We start from the raw sequence: 17473 nt of genomic DNA, 5'->3' as shown, positions 1-17473 counted from the left end.
TGACTAAAGGAAAGGTGTGAAAACAAATGGCAGGTGGACGCAGAGGCGGTCGTGCGAAACGTCGTAAGGTGTGTTTCTTTACTTCTAACGGTATCACGCACATCGACTACAAAGATGTTGATCTTCTTAGAAAGTTTGTTTCTGAGCGTGGTAAAATTTTACCTCGTCGTGTAACAGGAACTAGCGCTAAGTATCAACGTAAATTGACATTAGCGATTAAAAAATCACGTCAAATGGCATTACTTCCATACGTTACTGGTGAGTAAGTCGTTGACTTAAAAGCGAAGAGCCTTGAGCTCTTCGCTTTTTTAAGTAAATAAAATGAATAATTGCTGACTATTTAATGCATAGCTTTAAAGATATTAAAAGTTTAAACTGATCAAGTGAAAATATATTAATTACGTTTCCCATATCAGCATTTTTGCTTTATATTTAGGGTTTTCTATATTTTTTTTATAATTGTTGAGGAATGATTTATTTAGATTTGCTGGGATATAACCTAGCCGAACCTTAAGTATATTTTCGATTACATACATTTTTTTGGTAGATAGTTTATATGACTGCAGTAATTCATCCCCTTCTTGAGTGCACTTGGAAATTTTTGACTCAAAATTTCTTTTGTAAAAGGAAGTTCTTACTTTTCTAGCTTCTTTTAAAAGAAGTATTAGCTCCCATGTTGAAAATGTCATCAATTCTGGAGTTGTCATATTAAGATAGGCAGAAATGATTTCTCTGTTGTTTATCTGGATTCTTTCTCCGTCTTTCTGAATCTGATCTAGTGGTAATTTCATATCGCAAAAATCACAAAAAAAGAAAGCTGTCTCCATTTTTAGATTTGTGCCACAGTATGGGCATGTATTAGCCATAATATCTCCCCCAAAAAGTTTCCTTTACAATAATTTTACCAATAAAATATTAAAATGGAATACATAACAATTGAATCATTATTTATAAAGCGTGATAGAATGAATGATGAAGTCAATGTGAAGGTAAAAGATGCGTTTCAGGTAGCGGAAGGCTATTTAAAAAAGAAAAAATGCTCCAAAATTCAAGGAAAAGCAGGTCAGCCAATTGCAAAGCGGATCTGCTTTTTTAAAAGAAAAACAAAAATCGTTGACATTTATTTAAAAACATCTTATCCTTAATTCGAGATAAATATATTTTTTTGGTTTAATATCTCGAATTCGAGATAATATAAAGACGTCAGCAAAGTCATAATGAATAGAGGTTTGTTACTTCATGATGAGGAGGTCATTAGAAGTGAAGAAAACAGAAGGTATTCACCATATTACAGCAATTGTTGGTCATCCTCAGGAGAACGTTGATTTTTATGCAGGTGTATTGGGATTACGTCTCGTTAAGAAGACCGTCAATTTTGATGATCCAGGCACATATCACTTATATTTTGGGAATGAAGGAGGATCTCCAGGTACCATTATGACGTTTTTCCCTTGGCCAGGCGCACAAAAGGGGCAAATTGGTGCAGGTCAAGTGGGTGTGACAACATATGTTGTCCCGACAGGCGCTTTTTCTTTCTGGAAGGAACGTCTGAAGCAGTTTGATATTTCTTATGAAACCATTGAACGCTTTGGTGAAGCCTTTCTCTCATTTGAAGATCCACACGGTTTATTGATTGAGCTTGTAGAGCGTAAGGAAGGAAAGCAAAATGAGTGGACATTTAACGGTGTCACATCAGATGTAGCGATAAAGGGGTTTGGCGGAGCTGTGTTATTAACATCGCAGCCGGAACAAACGATGCAGCTGTTAGAGCAAACGATGGGACTTGAACGAGTTGGAGCAGAAGAGGACTATGTGAGATTTCGTTCGTTCGGTGCAATTGGCAATGTGATTGATGTGAAAGTGACACCTGTTACACGAGGACGTATGGGTGTTGGGGTTGTACATCATATTGCATGGAGAGCAACAGATGATCAGGATCAATTAGATTGGCAAAGACATATTGCACAAAACGGGTACCAAGTGACACCTGTGCAAGACAGAAATTACTTCAATGCCATTTACTTTAGAGAGCTTGGCGGCATATTATTTGAAATTGCGACCGATCCTCCAGGGTTTGCACACGATGAAACAGTGGAAACAATGGGTGAAGCATTGAAACTGCCACCGCAATATGAGGCGCAGCGCAGCCAGATTGAACAAATTGTGCTGCCAATGGAGGTGAGAGAAATCAAAGGGAAAGGAGATTCATGATGAAGCATCTTTTTCGAATAGGAAAGAATGAACAAAGACCTGTCCTTTTATTACTGCATGGAACTGGCGGTACAGAACATGACTTATTGCCGCTTGCAGAGGTGATAGATCCTGACGCATCTGTTCTTAGTGTGAGAGGAAATGTGTCAGAAAACGGCATGCCGCGTTTTTTCAGACGTTTGGCAGAGGGTGTCTTTGATGAGCAAGATTTAATTGAGCGTACAAAGGAACTATATACATTCATCGGGGAAGCAGCAGTTGAATATGGGTTTGATCGTCACAATGTGGTAGCTATCGGCTACTCCAATGGGGCGAACATTGCGGGGAGCCTGTTATTCCATTATGGAGACGCGCTGAAAGGAGCTATCTTGCATCACCCGATGGTCCCAAGACGCGGGGTTTCATTGCCTTCATTAGCGGGGAAACAAGTCTTTATAGCAGCTGGTGAAAATGACCCAATGTGCCGTCCAGAGGAATCTCAGGAACTGGAGCAATTACTGCAAGAGGCGGGAGCATCCGTTACGCTTCATTGGGAAAATCGTGGACATCAGTTAACGAGAGAAGAAGTCGATGCTGCGGCTTTATGGTATCGTCGTCAATTTTAAATAAGGTGGGGAATACAGGTGGGATTTTTACAGAAGCTTTTTGGGCAAACCAAACAAAAGGAGCTGGAACAAATGGAACATGTAAAACTAGCGATTATTTATTATAGTTCAACAGGTACAAACTATCAGATGGCGAAATGGGCTGAGGCTGGAGCAACAGAAGCTGGCGCTGAGGTCAAAGTATTAAAGGTTCCTGAATTGGCACCAGAATCAGTTGTGGCATCAAATCCAGCATGGAAAGCACATTTAGACGAAACAAAAGATGTACCAGAGGTTCAATTGAGTGATTTAGAGTGGGCGGATGCCATCATCTTTAGCATGCCGACACGTTTCGGTAACTTGCCGGCTCAAATGAAGCAATTCTTAGATACAACAGGTGGCCTGTGGTTCCAAGGAAAATTGGCAAACAAAGCAGTAAGTGCGATGACATCTGCACAAAATCCAAATGGCGGACAGGAGCAGACGATTCTGAGCCTTTATACAACGATGTTCCACTGGGGAGCCATTATTGCCGCTCCTGGATACACAGATGATTCCTTATACGGTGCAGGGGGCAACCCTTATGGCGTAAGTGTCACTGTTGACCAAAATGGAAAAATCCAAGAGGATGCAGAAGCAGCTGTGAAACATCAGGCAAAACGTACAGTTAATGTGGCAGAATGGATTAAAAAAGGTCAAAACGTTTAATAGATGTATACAAAAAGAATGCAGCCTCGCCGCTGCATTCTTTCTTTTTTAATAAGGATCTGAAGGTGTGCTATTGTTGATGGCTTCGTTCACGGCTTGAGCTGCGCCTGTTGAGCCAATGGGTCCGCTTGGTTCCTCATGTTTAAAGGCTTTTAAACCGTCAGCGACACGCTTTCCGTAATCAGGGTCTGCTTTTGTGAAGTTTTCGATCATTTGCTCTTGTATGTCCTTTTGACATGTCGCAAGGGTATTGACTAAGTTCTTAATCAGCTCCTCACGCTCCCAATCATTGAAGCGGCGATACGTTTCTCCCGCTTGACCGAAATTGTTCGGGCGCTCAATGGATTCTCGTTTGACTTCACCCTCGACAAAAGGTGAATGATCCTTTCCATCCTGTTTCGCTTCTTTTAATCCACCGAGGATAGACGGCTCATAATTCACATGGGGATTTTGCCCTTTTCCTTGATCGACGTGGTATTCCATTTGTCCATCCCGCTGATTGGTGGCGACATGCTTTTTTGGAGCATTGATCGGCAGCTGTAAATAGTTTGGCCCCACACGATATCGCTGCGTGTCAGAGTAGGAGAAGGTGCGTCCTTGCAGCAATTTATCATCTGAAAAATCGAGACCGTCTACGAGAACCCCAGTCCCAAAGGCAACCTGCTCGACTTCTGCAAAATAATTTTCTGGATTTTTGTTTAAGACCATTCGTCCGATCGGTTTCCATGGATAGTCATCCTTGTACCAAAGCTTTGTCGGATCAAGAGGGTCAAAGTCGAGATGAGGGTGTGCATCATCCTCCATGATCTGCGCATATACCTCCCATTCAGGGTGGTCTCCTTGCTCAATCGCTTCATATAAATCCTGTGTGGCATGATTAAAGTTTTCACCCTGAATCGCTTGAGCCTGTTCCTGGGTCAAATTGCGAATGCCTTGTTTCGGTTCAAAGTGATATTTGACCAGCACCGCTTTTCCATCTTGATTCACCCATTTGTAGGCATGGACACCCGATCCTTGCATGTGGCGGTATGTCGCTGGAATGCCCCATGGTGAAAAGAGAAATGTCACCATATGCGTCGCTTCTGGTGATTGTGAGACGAAATCAAAAATGCGTTCGCCGTCCTGACGATTGGTGACAGGATCAGGCTTAAAGGCATGAACCAAATCAGGGAACTTCAAAGCATCTCGGATAAAGAAAATTTTCAGGTTATTTCCAACTAGATCCCAGTTTCCTTCTTCTGTATAAAATTTGATCGCAAACCCTCTAGGATCGCGCAATGTTTCTGGCGAATGACCGCCGTGAATCACAGAAGAAAAACGAACGAAGACAGGGGTCTTTTTCCCTTTCTCCTGAAATAATTTGGCTCTTGTATAGGTGGAGATGGGTTCATCTCCGAATGTACCATAGGCCTCAAAATAACCGTGTGCTCCAGCACCGCGTGCATGAACGACTCGTTCAGGTATACGTTCACGATCAAAATGACTGATTTTCTCTAGGAAATCGTAGTTTTCAAGCGTGGTTGGTCCTCTATTCCCAACGGTTCTCATGTTTTGATTATCTGTTACCGGATGACCTTGTCGATTTGTTAAAGTTTCTTCTGAATCTGAAGATGGTTTAGGCTGTTGATCTTCTTTCAAGTAGAATCCCTCCTTCAATCTCTCAATAACAATATGGTCATGTTGCTCCCTATTTCATACAAGGATTGATATAATGATTGAAAACTTTCAAGAGGAGCGAACCTGATGATTCGATTACACTGCCTTCACGCACATCCATCCAATATGTCTTATATAGAAGACATTTTTCGTGATACAGCTTTTGAGCTGCATCACACAGTCGATTCATCATTTATGGAACGCGCTAAACAAGATCCCGCTTTTGATCATTACAAGCAGCAAACCTATGCGATCAACAGACTGATGCAAGAGAGGAAAGCCGATATCATCCTATTAACCTGTACACAATATATTGCGGCTATGGGTGATCAGCAGCACCTTTTCAAACAACCGATTGTTCCGATAGATGAACCGTTGTTTGAGCTGATTTGTGAGAAAAAAGGGCCTCTTCAGCTTGTGTTTTCAAACCCAGATACAGTGGAAGGAACGATGTATCGGCTTTATTCGTATGCACAAAAGCGGGGAAAACAGATTGAAGCAGACATTGTTGTGATGGAGGATGTCTTTCATCTTTGCCTAAACGGTGACATGCAGGCTTATGAGGATCGAATCAAGGAGCAGCTGAGAAGATGTATGAAGCAAAAAAACGGAGACATTTGCGTGATGCAGCTCTCGATGGTTCACGCTGCACAACAGGTGGAGCGGGAGACAGGCGTCTCTATCATTCATCCGCTTTTTCCATTAAGATCGTTTGTTCATCAAAAAATAACCGCTTTGAAAGAGTGAACCCGTCAGGTTCGCTCTTTTTGTATAGAAACGAACATGCGATGACATGTTAAAAAAATAACTAAGCGCAAACTATTTTCAAAAGGCGCGCGTCTATCCATTGTAAGAAATAACAGATGCGCATTTAAGATAAAGGAGCTCTTTGTAAAATGAAGAAACGAAAGATTGATGATCAATTTGCGGATTACGTAATGGAGCATAAACATAGTTTTTATCGATTGTCCTATAGCTATGTCAAAAACTCGGAAGATGCGATGGATGTCGTTCAAGAGGCGATTCATAAAGCACTCAAATCTGTTCACCGGCTAGAGGATGCAAGCAAGATGCATAGCTGGTTTTATAAAATCGTGGTGAACGCTGCCCTAGACTTTTTACGAAAGAAGAAGCGGATGCAGGTGACAGATGATGACACACTCGAATTCTTATCAAAGGGTGAATCAGATGTCTATGAGGATCAAGATGTCAGACGGGCCATAGAGGATTTGCCTGAGATGTATCGGGTCATCATCATATTGAGATTCTTTGAAGATTTAAAACTAGAGGACATCGCTCATATTCTTGAAGAAAACGAAAACACCATCAAAACTAGATTATATAAGGCGTTACGACTTTTAAAAGTAGATTTATCGCAGGAGGAAATATAAATGGATAAGCATTTGGAACAGTTAAAAGAGGAATATTTAGAAATCCCTATTCCACCGGAATATGACGCCATGGTTGAACGGACGTTGAAACGAAAAAATAAAAAACCTCACTTTCAGCAATGGACCATCGGACTTGTTGCGGCAGCTGCTCTATTTGTCACGACTGTTAATGTCAGCCCACAGGCGGCAAGAGCGATTTCAGAGGTACCTGTCATTGGTGAGCTTGTGAAGGTTGTGACTTTCACAGAATTTAAAAAGAGCGATCAAGGAACGAATATTGACCTTAAAACACCACACGTATCGGGTCTTGGTGACGGAAAATTAGAAGCCAGCCTGAATCAAAAATATTTAGCTGAAAACAAAAAGCTGTATCAAGATTTTGAAAAGGAAACAAAGGGCTATAAAAATGGTCATTTAAGTGTGGAGAGTGGATATGAAGTGAGAACGAACAATGATCAAATTCTCTCACTAGGTCGATACAAGGTGACGACTCAGGCTTCTGCGGCAGAGGAAATGACGTATGATACGGTGGATAAGAAAAACCATGTACTCATTACATTACCAAGCTTGTTTAAAGATGACCGGTATATAGATGTCATTAGTGAAAATATTAAAGAACAAATGAAGAAACAGATGAAAGAGGATTCAAACAAGATCTACTGGATTGGCAAGGATGATATGGACCCATTTAAGAAGATTCAGCTAGATCAAAGCTTCTATATCAATTCAAAAGGCAAATTGGTGATTTCCTTTAATGAATATGATGTGGCTCCTGGTTACATGGGTGTAGTTGAATTCACGATTCCAACAAGTGTGCTTAAGGATATTCTTGTCAGCGATATGTACATTCATTAAAAGAAGACAGAGAAAACAAGACTGCTGAACGTGTCAGCAGTCTTGTCGTGTTGATTAAGCAAGTGCGTCTGTAAGTGCAGGCACCACTTGTTTCTTTCTTGATACAACACCTTTTAGTAAAGCCGTGTTATTTTCAAGTGTTACGTTAAATGCTTTTTCTACTTTTGCCGCTTCAGCACCAAGTGCAAGAGCAAGAGAATCATTTTCTAAAATGTCTGTGATCACTAAAACAAATAGATCAAGATTTTTAGCTGCAATGACTTCATTGATTTTCGCTTCAATGTCAGCCTGTCTTGCTGTCACTTCAGCGATATCTACTGTATTGACTTGAGCAATTTCAACTTTGCTGTTACCTAGTGCAAATTCTTTAGCATCAAGTGTAATTAATTCTTGAACGGTTTTTTGGCTCAGATCAGCGCCTGCTTTCAGCATGTCTAGGCCGTATACTTCTGGGTCCACCCCTGCGATTTTTGCCAGTTCATGCGCAGCATCAATGTCTTGCTGTGTGCATGTTGGGGATTTGAATAGTAAGGAATCAGAAATGATCGCAGATAAAAGCAAACCAGCGATTTCTTTTTCAATCGTGATTTGATTCTCTTTGTACATTTTGTTTAAGATCGTTGCTGTACAGCCAACTGGCTCAGCACGATAGTAAAGAGGTTCACTTGTTTCAAAGTTGGCAATACGGTGATGGTCAATGACCTCCGTCACTTGTACTTGATCAATATCGCTTACACTTTGCTGGAATTCGTTATGATCGACAAGAATGACTTGCTTTGTTTCGTTTGCAGCCGTTTCAATGAAACGAGGTGCTTTTTGTTTAAAGAAATCTAATGCGTATTGTGTTTCTCCATTGATTTCTCCAAGTCTGACCGCTTCTGCCTGAGCGCCGATTTTGTTTTTCAGATCAGCGTAAGCGATAGCAGAGCAAATTGTGTCTGTGTCAGGGTTTTTGTGTCCGAATACGAGTGTTTTTCCCATGTGAATTCTCCTTCTTACATTTATTGATGATGTTTCTATTCTAACAGCTTTTGACCTTGAATTCAGGGTTTATAGCTAAGAATAATCTAAAAAATTGTAACATGCTGTCTGAAAACTTGCATGTACAATTCCATATTGTGTTCCACGTGAAACGTGCCCAGGATAGCCTGGATTTTACTTGAGATTTGCCGCTATGGTAAAATAAAGGTTGGGGCAAGACATGATGGAGCTTACATAGTACGTATACATAGAAGTACAAATTGAGCAAGATATAGAAAAATGATTGGATAGAGGTGAAGGTGTGAAACAAACAAAAGCGTTAGTAGAAGGCGCAATTATGATCAGTATTTTTTCGGTCATGACGCTGTTTTATTTGTATGTGCCGCTATTATCTATTATTTTCTTTCTCGCTGCTCCGATTCCGATCATTCTCTATACAATCAGGCATGGCTTGAAAAAAGGAATTGCTGCTGGCGCTATTGGCATAGTGATCAGCTTTTTAATTGGGTCTATTAATGGGCTGTTGAGTGCACCTATGCTGATTGCTGTGGGAATAGGTATGGGTTTTTTCTACAGCAGAAGGCAGCCGGGGAATGCCATCATTACAGGTGCGCTGATCTATTTATTCAGTTTTCTCATCTCCTTTGTTGTCAGTGTTCAGCTTTTCGAGGTCGATATTATGGGAATCGCGAAAGAATCGATTGAGCAAATGATGCCGATGTTAGAGAGTGTCTTAAAGCAATCCGGCGCTTCTGAACAGGACATTGCGAAACAGCTGAAGCAGTTTAGAGAGATGAAGGATACCGCATTGAGTGCTTTACCTGTAGCGTTATTGATTTTCGCCACGCTGATGACTTTCGTGAATTACTGGTTCGTGAAGCCCCTGATCAAACGGTTTTTCAAAGACATGCCGGCCCTTAAGAAATTTAAGGATATGCGGCTGCCAAAAAGCATGGTATGGTATTATTTACTCACACTGCTTTTGATGCTGATTCAGACGGAAAAAGGCAGCTTTTTATGGCTCGTTCAAACGAGCGCGTTTCAAATTTTATTTATACTGGTGCTTATTCAGGGCTTTTCTTTTATCTTCTATTATTGCCACGAAAAAAACATCTCAAAAGTGGTACCCATTTTTACTATCGTGTTGACGGTTCTCTTTCCGCCAATCGGTGTGATTGTACGTATTATAGGGATTGCTGACATAGGCTTTGATTTAAGAGATAAAGTAAAAAACAAATAATTCACTCTGAATGTTGAGGAGTTGATATCAGTGCCAAGCTTCTATAGAAAACCTGTCATCAAGTATCCGATCTTCGCGTTAATTGTACTTGCGATGGTCACAGTCCTCCTCAACCTTTATTATAATTGGATCATAGGAGCGGTTGGTCTTTTAGTCCTTGCAGGTGTGCTCTACTTCTTAAAGTGGGCAGATACGCAAGTACAAAAAGAGATTGATTCATATATTTCAACATTATCCTATCGAGTCAAAAAGGTTGGAGAAGAAGCATTAATGGAGATGCCAATTGGTATTATGCTGTTTAATGACCAGTATTATATCGAATGGACAAATCCATTTCTTGCTTCGTGCTTTCATGAAAGTACACTTGTTGGCAGATCCTTGTATGATACATTCGAGTCGGTTGTCCCTCTTATTAAACAGGAGGTCGAGACAGAAAATGTAACGCTGAATGACCGGAAATTTAAAGTCATTATTAAGCGGTCAGAGCGCCTTTTATATTTCTTTGATGTCACGGAACAGGTGCAGATTGAAAGACAGTATGAAAATGAACGAACGGTGTTATCTTATATCTTTTTAGACAATTATGACGATGTCACGCAGGGCCTTGATGATCAGGTGCGCAGCACTATTAATAGTGAAGTGACGTCCCTGTTAAACAATTGGGCACAGGAATATGGCATTTTCCTGAAGAGAATTTCGTCTGAACGTTTTATGGCGGTATTAAATGAGAGCATTTTAGCAGAGCTTGAAGCGTCGAAGTTCTCCATTTTAGACGAGGTTCGTGAGAAAACAGGGGCACATAGCGCGACGCTTACCCTTAGTATCGGAATCGGTGCGTCTGTTCCTTCTTTAAAAGAGCTTGGAGCACTTGCGCAATCGAGTCTTGACCTTGCCCTTGGACGAGGCGGGGATCAGGTAGCTATTAAACAGCCGAATGGGAAAGTGAAATTCTACGGCGGGAAAACCAATCCAATGGAAAAACGGACACGAGTACGCGCGCGGGTCATTTCTCATGCCTTAAAAGAAATTGTGTCTGAAAGCGGGAATGTCATGATCATGGGGCACAAGTTCCCAGACATGGACTCAATCGGTGCATCGATCGGTATTTTAAAGGTCGCCCAAGCCAATGGGAAAGAAGGCTATATTGTCATTGACGCCAACCAGATTGGGGACAGTGTTCAACGCTTAATTAGTGAAATTAAGAATTATGAAGAACTTTGGTCACGTTTTATCACACCAGAGGAAGCAATGGAGCTTGCAAAGGATGACACATTGCTTGTGGTTGTTGATACACATAAACCGTCCCTCGTCATGGAAGAACGACTGCTGAATAAAATTGAAAACGTCGTTGTGATTGACCACCATAGACGAGGCGAGGAGTTTATCCGTGATCCATTACTTGTCTATATGGAGCCGTATGCTTCATCTACAGCAGAGCTTGTGACAGAGCTATTAGAGTATCAGCCGAAGAAATTGCGGATTAACATGATTGAGGCGACTGCCCTTCTTGCTGGGATCATCGTGGATACGAAGAGTTTCTCGCTGAGAACGGGGTCAAGAACGTTCGATGCGGCTTCCTACCTTCGAGCGAAGGGAGCAGATCCTGTCCTTGTGCAAAAGTTCTTAAAAGAGACAGTTGATCATTACATCAAACGGGCAAAGCTCATTCAGCATACAGAGCTGTATCAAAGCCAGGTGGCGATCGCTTCATTGCCGTCTGACAGCTCTGAGTATTATGATCAAATTACGATTGCCCAGACGGCTGATTCCCTGTTGTCAATGAGTGAGGTGGAAGCGTCATTTGCTGTCGCTCGACGAGATGACAACACGGTGTGCATTAGTGCGAGATCATTAGGAGATATCAACGTCCAAATTATCATGGAAGCGTTAGATGGCGGCGGTCATTTGACTAACGCTGCGACCCAGATTTATGGTATAACCATTGAAGAAGCGGTAGAGAAGTTAAAAGCTGCCATAGACGAATATTTCGAAGGAGGGGTTCAAAGATGAAAGTCATCTTTCTAAAAGACGTAAAAGGCAAAGGGAAAAAAGGCGAAGTCAAAAATGTAGCTGACGGATACGCACACAACTTTCTCATCAAACAAGGGTTAGCGGTTGAAGCAAATCCAACGAACCTAAGCGCATTGGAAGGGCAGAAAAACAAAGAAAAAAAGAATGCCATCCAAGAGCTTGAACAAGCGAAGCAACTAAAAGAGACACTTGAGGCGTTAACAGTGGAGCTCACTGCAAAATCAGGTGAAGGCGGTCGTCTGTTTGGATCGATTACAAGCAAACAAATCGCTGATAAATTGCAAAAAGATCATCAAATCAAACTCGATAAGCGCAAAATCGAGCTGAATGACGCCATCCGTGCGTTAGGATATACAAATGTACCTGTGAAGCTTCATCCAGAAGTGCAAGCAACATTAAAGGTACACGTCACTGAACAAGCATAAGCAGAAAAGAACCCGTCTCACGAAGAGGCGGGTTCTTTTTTTTAAGATGGATCTGAAATATAGACGCTGCGTCCGGCACGCATACCAGATAGAAACATGAAAAATAGAATGATGATAAAGATGATAATCGATGGCGTCCATGTATGTGTGATATCAAAGAGAATCCCAATCAAGAGCGGGCCAACAGCGGCTAATACATAACCAAGAGACTGCGCCATTCCTGAAAGGGCAGCTGCTTGTTCCATATGTGTTGTCCGTAATCCGATAAATGTGAGGGCAAGACTGATACTGGCTCCTTGTCCAATGCCGATCAATAAAACAGAGATGACAAGAATAGGCGTAGTTCCTCCTAGAAGAAGACCGATCATGCCAAGCAAATACACAAGAACAAGGCCGCATACAAGCGGTCTTTGCGATTTTAATTTTTCTGCAAAAACAGGCGTTAAAAAGGTGGATGGCAGACCAGCGAACTGCATAATAGACAGCATCCATCCAGCCGTCGACAGGTTCATTCCATGTGATGTCAAAATATCAGGGAACCATGCGATGCTGCTATAGAAAAGGAATGACTGCAAGCCCATAAAAAAGGTCACCTGCCATGCGACACGTGAACGCCATATTGGCTGCTCTGTGAGCGAAATGCTTTTGACTGCCGCTGTGTTTTGGTGAAGAAGCTGCGGAGCCCAGACCATCATGGCTATAAGCGCAAGTCCACCCCATACAAGGAATGACGTATTCCAGCCGCCAGGCATCGTATGGCTGAGCGGAACACTCACACCTGATGCAAGTGCGGCAAAGACGGACATCGAGGTCGTATATACACTTGTCATCAATCCAGCATGTGCAGGGAATTTATGCTTCACGAGCCCCGGTAAGAGCACATTACATATTGCAATCCCGACGCCGACTAGCGCCGTTCCAATCATTAAGAAGGTGATGGTGCCAAACGAGCGAATGACAATCCCAAATAGAAGGACAGCAAGTCCAAGCCAAAGGGTTCGTTCATTGCCAAGACGTTTTCCGATTTTAGGTGCAATTGGAGATAGCAATGCGAATGAGAGCAGCGGTAATGTCGTGAGAAAACCCGCAAGTCCATTTGAAAGCTGCAAATCGGAACGAATGGCGCCAATCACAGGGCCGACGGACGTAATGGCAGGACGCAGGTTAAAGGCAATGAGTAAAATCCCAGCAATCAGCAAAATGGTTTGCCCTGTACTGCGAGGATGTAATTTTGATTGTTCTAGTTGTTGTTCCATGAATGTTAACTCCTTTATTTCTTTAAGAAGAACGATCTTTCTTCTGTTCAAGCTCTGCTAGTTTAGCGATTAAGATATGCTGCGGCATATGCATGATTTGTTCAATCGGTACATTGAGTGATGCAGCAAGCTTTTGTGCGGTATCGGCTGAGATTTGTAAAGGTCTCACGCGCAAATCCCTCCTCTATCAATCTATACGTTCCAATATATCATATCGACTTTGTGCCATGCTTATAAAAAATTAGAGGTCTCTTTTATAAAACCACTTCATGGCTGATAAGAAATTTTTTTGAAATTGTTTCAGATGATGGCCCTCCCCTTGTTCGATGTGATATTGCAGCTGCCATTCCTGCATGCCTTTCTGTGACAAAAGGTCATGTAGTTGTTTGGTGAATAAAGGCATGTGCTGTTGAGCGGATGTTTTGCCTTTACCTTCTTCACTGCCTACAGATAAATAGACAAGGTGATCAACACACTGAATGCTCTGTTGTTTAGCAAACGGTAGAAAATCTTGATACCAAAATGACCCAGAGATAGATGCGGTGTTTTTAAAAAGGATAGGGTGCATCAATAGGGTATAAATAGCAAGTAGTCCACCTAATGAAGCGCCAACGTGACTATGTTCATTACAGGTCTGCTTGACTGGATATTGTCTTTTGATATATGGGAGCAAGTCATTTGCTAAAAATGACACATACGTCTTTGCCTCGCCTTTAAAGTCAGGAAACTGAGAACGCAGAGATGATGCCTTCCATGGTGTATATTCATCAAGTCGATTGAAAGGGTGTATGCCGACAAGGATGATTGGCGAGATGGTATTGGATTCGATCATTCTTTCGATCTCTAGCAGGTGTGTTCTAAACAAAGAAGAGCCATCTTGTACAAAGACAGCTGGAACATCAATAGAGGTGTCCTGTGGAAGGTAAATATCAAGCTGACGCCCGTTAAACTCGTCATATAGAAACGTTCCGTTCATGTGTATTCTCTCCTCTAGGTTTTCAACTACGCTGAAAAGAAGACAAAGGGCTAAAATAAAGATCATTTTAGCCCTTTGTCAACAATCTGAAAGCGCAAATTGGCGCTTCCTTCTTTAGTTGTTTTTCGCTAACCATTTGACAGCCTTATCAAGGAAGGTTGTTTTGCTTAGTGCTGTTCCTCCTTGAAGCATAGGGTCAACGACATTTTCATTGACGTGCCCATTTTTCACAGCTTTTAGGCTTGTCCAAATTTTATTTTGCTCTAAGTCCTTCAATGCGTTTGGATTCGATGAGTTTTCCTCTTTAGAGAACTGAACAAAAATATAGTCAGGATTTAGTTCGCCAAGGCGCTCCATTGAAATCATCGCTTGTGCTTTGGCTTTTTTGATATCACTTGGTGCTGTAAATCCTAAGTCCCCATATAAGGTAGAGTTGAAGTATACATCTTCAGGATACACGTACAGGTCTCCCTGTCTAATGCGTAAAATGACAGCTGTTTTGTTGTTGCTTTTGTCTTTCAGGGTTTCTTTCGCTTGTTTGAGATCTTTCTGATAATCAGAAATGAGGGTTTTGGCTTCTTCACTTTTTCCAGTCAGTGTACCGAGCAATAAAAGATTACTTTCCCAGTCAGAAGAGACATGGGATACCGGGATCGTCGTTTGGACTTTATCCAGTTTTTTAATTGTTGCAGGTGGGAACTTTGTTGATCCGAGTATCACGTCTGGTTTTAGTTTTAAGATTTTCTCTAGGTTTGGTTCTGTTTTTTCACCGATGCCTTCTGTTTTCGCTGTGATGTCTTTAAATAATTCAGGGAATGTGCCGCCTACAGTAGAAGCACCAATAGGTTGGATACCAAGTAATTTTGCATCTTCCATTGATTCTAAACTTCCAGCAATGACGATTCGTTTCACTGGTGTTTTGAGCTTGTACGTTTGATCTAAGTAATTGATTTTTGTTTCTATTGCTTCAGTTGACTTGCTTTTAGTTGAGTTTGAAGCAGGTTTATTTTCTGTAGCACCACAGGCTACTGTGGTGATCGTCATGATACAAAGGGTAAGCAATGCTAACCATTTTTTCATTTGTTTTCTCCTTTAACTGATAATTGTTCTCAATTAAAGATTGTATTAGGCTTTCGTCCTTTTATCCATAGACAATTCTCTATCAAATGATGGACTTTTTACGGAAAAAAAGATAAAAGGTCCTGAATGACTCGTTGATGACTGGCTGCTGTGTATTCACGCCAAGGGTCAGAAGCGAGTGGATAGACTGCTTGTTGACTCACAGCCTTGAGATTTTGCCAAGCCTCCTGTTGCTTTAACTTTTGATAAAATGCAATGGTTTTTGGCTCTTTATGCAAGAAGAGAAAGATGGTGTCTGGGTCTAGCTGTTGTATTGAGCTAAGGCTGATTTTTTTTTCGATTAGCTGACCATCATTCTGAAAAGCTGGCAGAAGACCAATGTCATGAAAAATCACTTCTGACATGGTGCGATTTACAGACAAGTAGAGCTGATCTTGAAAGATACGAAGAGGCAGGACGGTTTTTGGTGGATGATCAACAAGGCATGCCTTTTTCGCTTGAATGACGATTTCCTCGTAATGAAGCAACCATTCTTCTGCTTCCTTCGCTTCGTTCAGAAACATAGCTGTTTGTCTGAATTGAGCGCGCCAATTCAATTGTGTGAATGGAACAAAGTGAACAGGACAGATGGTTTTCAACACTTGTTTTTCTTCCTCTGTCACATGATCATTGGCAATGATCAGCTCAGGTTTTGTTTCCTTTAATTGCTGTAAATTGGCTTCAGCGTGCTCGTTGATACGATGTGCACTCAGGTGAATCGGAATTTCTTCTGCATGATGCTCAAAATCATGTGCTGTCCATTTAGGATGAAGAGGGGCAGCATATGGGATGATATGAATTGGTGTGAGCTGACCGAGTATGGAATGACCATAGGCTGCAATTTTCCGCTGACGGCTTTTCATATATGCAGAAGGGGTCATACCAGTTTTTTTCTTAAAGATGCGGCTAAAGTAATAGGGATCTTGATAGCCGATTTCCAGTGCAATGTCTTTGAGCTTTGCATTGCTTTTTGCCATTAACTGTTTGGCTCTAGCCATCCTTTTCTTGGTGATATAATCAGTGACACTCACATCAAAATGCTTTTTAAATAGCTCACTGTAATGATTGGCGCTGATGCCAGCCATATGAGATAGACTTGTAAGGCTGAGGGGTTCTTCGGAATGTTGATCGATATATTGTTTTGTTTTGAAAAGGGCATGTGCCGTGTCAAAAATATCTTCTTTATGCAGTGTGAAAAGCTGCATAATGAGCTGTTGAAAAAGAGTTTGGCTTCTAAAAAAGCTAATGGATTCAGGTCTTTTCCATTCCTCTGTCATATGGGACAGTAAAGAATGAATGTGTTCAATCGAGCTAATATCGATAAATTGCCATACATTCATTAAAGAACGGGCATGTTCAGTTGATACTTCTCCTATGTTTTGATCTTGCAGCGTGTAGAGCTGAAAGCGAAACAGATAGAGCTCGTGTTTTTGATAAGGCTCTGTTTTCAACATAAATGTTTCCCCAGGCATGATCGTATAGAGTGTCAGATTTTTCAATCGCCATTTTTGATCGTTCAATGTGAGTAAACCGCTGCCTCTTATGCTAAAGAGGAGACAGAATGTATCTGACAGCTGTTGCTCAGTATGCGGAAGCTCTGCATTATTTATTTTTTCAGTATATGTTAATCGATAGATGAATTGATCGGCATTTGCCATTGGATTGTTGTTTCCCATAAAACCACCTAATCTCTTATTGATTGATAAACGTTCTCAATTGAATTGTAGCAGAAAAGCTGGCAGATGGTGATGAACCAGTTTATTCTATGAAGAAAAAGCACCCTGAATGAGGTCAGGGTGCGATGATTTATTCCGTTTTTCCATGTGCTAGGACAGGTTCTTTTGTTAAGCTTAGTGGCCGTAAGTCCTGCCAGTGTGTCTGGATATAATCGATGCAGGCATTTCTAGTGTCTTCACCAAAGACCTTTTCCCATCCATCTGGCACTGGTGCAAATGATGGCCAAAGTGAATGCTGTCCTTGTTCATTGACAAGCACAAGAAATACACCGTCTTCACGATCAAAGGGATTTGTCATCTGTCA

20 protein-coding genes are annotated in these 17473 nt (G+C 41.5%); 11 read left to right on the top strand and 9 right to left on the bottom strand.

Annotated elements, in window-relative coordinates; all coding sequences use genetic code 11:
* Window positions 1-26 precede the first annotated feature (26 nt).
* Window positions 27-266 (top strand): 30S ribosomal protein S18, encoded by a 240-nt coding sequence (rpsR, locus tag NPA43_RS18525; RefSeq protein WP_008347556.1) that lies wholly within the window; start codon window positions 27-29, stop codon window positions 264-266.
* Window positions 267-398: 132 nt separating this feature from the next.
* On the opposite strand, the gene NPA43_RS18520 is transcribed toward rpsR, so the two are convergent.
* Window positions 399-866: a hypothetical protein gene (locus tag NPA43_RS18520; RefSeq protein ID WP_230031427.1), complete on the bottom strand. Its 468-nt coding sequence runs from the start codon at window positions 864-866 to the stop codon at window positions 399-401.
* A gap of 99 nt (window positions 867-965) precedes the next feature.
* Between NPA43_RS18520 and NPA43_RS18515 the strand changes: the two genes are divergently transcribed.
* The 4 genes from NPA43_RS18515 to wrbA all read left to right on the top strand — a co-directional run bounded on the left by NPA43_RS18515 (window position 966) and on the right by wrbA (window position 3503).
* Entirely contained in the window at window positions 966-1145 is a 180-nt protein-coding gene (locus tag NPA43_RS18515; RefSeq protein WP_230031426.1) for a hypothetical protein, read from the top strand.
* Between the two features lie 94 nt (window positions 1146-1239).
* On the top strand, window positions 1240-2211 hold the full coding sequence (locus NPA43_RS18510) for a ring-cleaving dioxygenase (protein ID WP_249704740.1): 972 nt from the start codon (window positions 1240-1242) through the stop codon (window positions 2209-2211).
* A complete protein-coding gene (locus tag NPA43_RS18505; RefSeq protein WP_249704739.1) occupies window positions 2208-2816 on the top strand; it encodes an alpha/beta hydrolase in 609 nt (202 codons plus the stop codon). The genes NPA43_RS18510 and NPA43_RS18505 overlap by 4 nt, the downstream gene beginning before the upstream one ends.
* 72 nt (window positions 2817-2888) lie before the next feature.
* The gene (wrbA, locus tag NPA43_RS18500) at window positions 2889-3503 is read left to right on the top strand and encodes an NAD(P)H:quinone oxidoreductase (RefSeq protein ID WP_230031436.1); all 615 of its coding nucleotides are present in this window, start codon (window positions 2889-2891) and stop codon (window positions 3501-3503) included.
* A gap of 48 nt (window positions 3504-3551) precedes the next feature.
* Here wrbA and katX read toward each other — a convergent pair whose 3' ends face one another.
* Window positions 3552-5168, bottom strand: coding sequence for a catalase KatX (gene katX, locus NPA43_RS18495; RefSeq protein ID WP_371930247.1), 1617 nt, complete (start codon window positions 5166-5168; stop codon window positions 3552-3554).
* Window positions 5169-5246: 78 nt separating this feature from the next.
* On the opposite strand from katX, the gene NPA43_RS18490 reads away from it, so the two are divergent.
* The 3 genes from NPA43_RS18490 to NPA43_RS18480 all read left to right on the top strand — a co-directional run bounded on the left by NPA43_RS18490 (window position 5247) and on the right by NPA43_RS18480 (window position 7405).
* Window positions 5247-5906, top strand: a complete 660-nt coding sequence (locus NPA43_RS18490; protein WP_099728566.1) for a hypothetical protein — start codon at window positions 5247-5249, stop codon at window positions 5904-5906.
* A 149-nt stretch (window positions 5907-6055) separates the two neighbouring features.
* Window positions 6056-6550, top strand: a complete 495-nt coding sequence (locus NPA43_RS18485) for an RNA polymerase sigma factor SigV (RefSeq protein WP_249704738.1) — start codon at window positions 6056-6058, stop codon at window positions 6548-6550.
* Window positions 6551-7405, top strand: a complete 855-nt coding sequence (locus NPA43_RS18480) for an anti-sigma-V factor RsiV (protein ID WP_099728568.1) — start codon at window positions 6551-6553, stop codon at window positions 7403-7405.
* A 54-nt stretch (window positions 7406-7459) separates the two neighbouring features.
* Here the strand turns inward: NPA43_RS18480 and NPA43_RS18475 are convergent, their stop codons facing one another.
* Window positions 7460-8386 carry a manganese-dependent inorganic pyrophosphatase gene (locus tag NPA43_RS18475; protein ID WP_099728569.1) on the bottom strand — a complete coding sequence of 309 codons (927 nt, stop codon included), beginning with the start codon at window positions 8384-8386 and terminating at the stop codon, window positions 7460-7462.
* A gap of 301 nt (window positions 8387-8687) precedes the next feature.
* Between NPA43_RS18475 and NPA43_RS18470 the strand changes: the two genes are divergently transcribed.
* The 3 genes from NPA43_RS18470 to rplI are packed head-to-tail and all read left to right on the top strand — an operon-like array spanning window position 8688 to window position 12082.
* Entirely contained in the window at window positions 8688-9626 is a 939-nt protein-coding gene (locus NPA43_RS18470; RefSeq protein WP_249704737.1) for a YybS family protein, read from the top strand.
* Between the two features lie 30 nt (window positions 9627-9656).
* Entirely contained in the window at window positions 9657-11636 is a 1980-nt protein-coding gene (locus NPA43_RS18465) for a DHH family phosphoesterase (protein ID WP_230031421.1), read from the top strand.
* Window positions 11633-12082: a 50S ribosomal protein L9 gene (gene rplI / locus NPA43_RS18460; protein WP_034323903.1), complete on the top strand. Its 450-nt coding sequence runs from the start codon at window positions 11633-11635 to the stop codon at window positions 12080-12082. The genes NPA43_RS18465 and rplI overlap by 4 nt, the downstream gene beginning before the upstream one ends.
* A gap of 41 nt (window positions 12083-12123) precedes the next feature.
* Here rplI and NPA43_RS18455 read toward each other — a convergent pair whose 3' ends face one another.
* The 6 genes from NPA43_RS18455 to NPA43_RS18430 form a co-directional block, all read right to left on the bottom strand.
* Window positions 12124-13338: a CynX/NimT family MFS transporter gene (locus NPA43_RS18455; protein WP_249704736.1), complete on the bottom strand. Its 1215-nt coding sequence runs from the start codon at window positions 13336-13338 to the stop codon at window positions 12124-12126.
* 22 nt (window positions 13339-13360) lie between these two features.
* Window positions 13361-13507: a YycC family protein gene (locus tag NPA43_RS18450; RefSeq protein ID WP_003214589.1), complete on the bottom strand. Its 147-nt coding sequence runs from the start codon at window positions 13505-13507 to the stop codon at window positions 13361-13363.
* A gap of 72 nt (window positions 13508-13579) precedes the next feature.
* Window positions 13580-14314: an alpha/beta hydrolase gene (locus tag NPA43_RS18445; protein ID WP_249704735.1), complete on the bottom strand. Its 735-nt coding sequence runs from the start codon at window positions 14312-14314 to the stop codon at window positions 13580-13582.
* 114 nt (window positions 14315-14428) lie between these two features.
* Window positions 14429-15394: an ABC transporter substrate-binding protein gene (locus tag NPA43_RS18440; protein WP_249704734.1), complete on the bottom strand. Its 966-nt coding sequence runs from the start codon at window positions 15392-15394 to the stop codon at window positions 14429-14431.
* 98 nt (window positions 15395-15492) lie between these two features.
* Window positions 15493-17109, bottom strand: coding sequence for an AraC family transcriptional regulator (locus tag NPA43_RS18435; protein ID WP_249704733.1), 1617 nt, complete (start codon window positions 17107-17109; stop codon window positions 15493-15495).
* 130 nt (window positions 17110-17239) lie between these two features.
* On the bottom strand, window positions 17240-17467 hold the full coding sequence (locus NPA43_RS18430; protein WP_249704732.1) for an MbtH family protein: 228 nt from the start codon (window positions 17465-17467) through the stop codon (window positions 17240-17242).
* Window positions 17468-17473 lie beyond the last annotated feature (6 nt).

The sequence above is a fragment of the Bacillus pumilus genome (assembly GCF_024498355.1).
Classification (GTDB): Bacteria; Bacillota; Bacilli; order Bacillales; family Bacillaceae; genus Bacillus; species Bacillus pumilus_P.
This window is presented reverse-complemented; position numbering and strand designations above follow the sequence as displayed.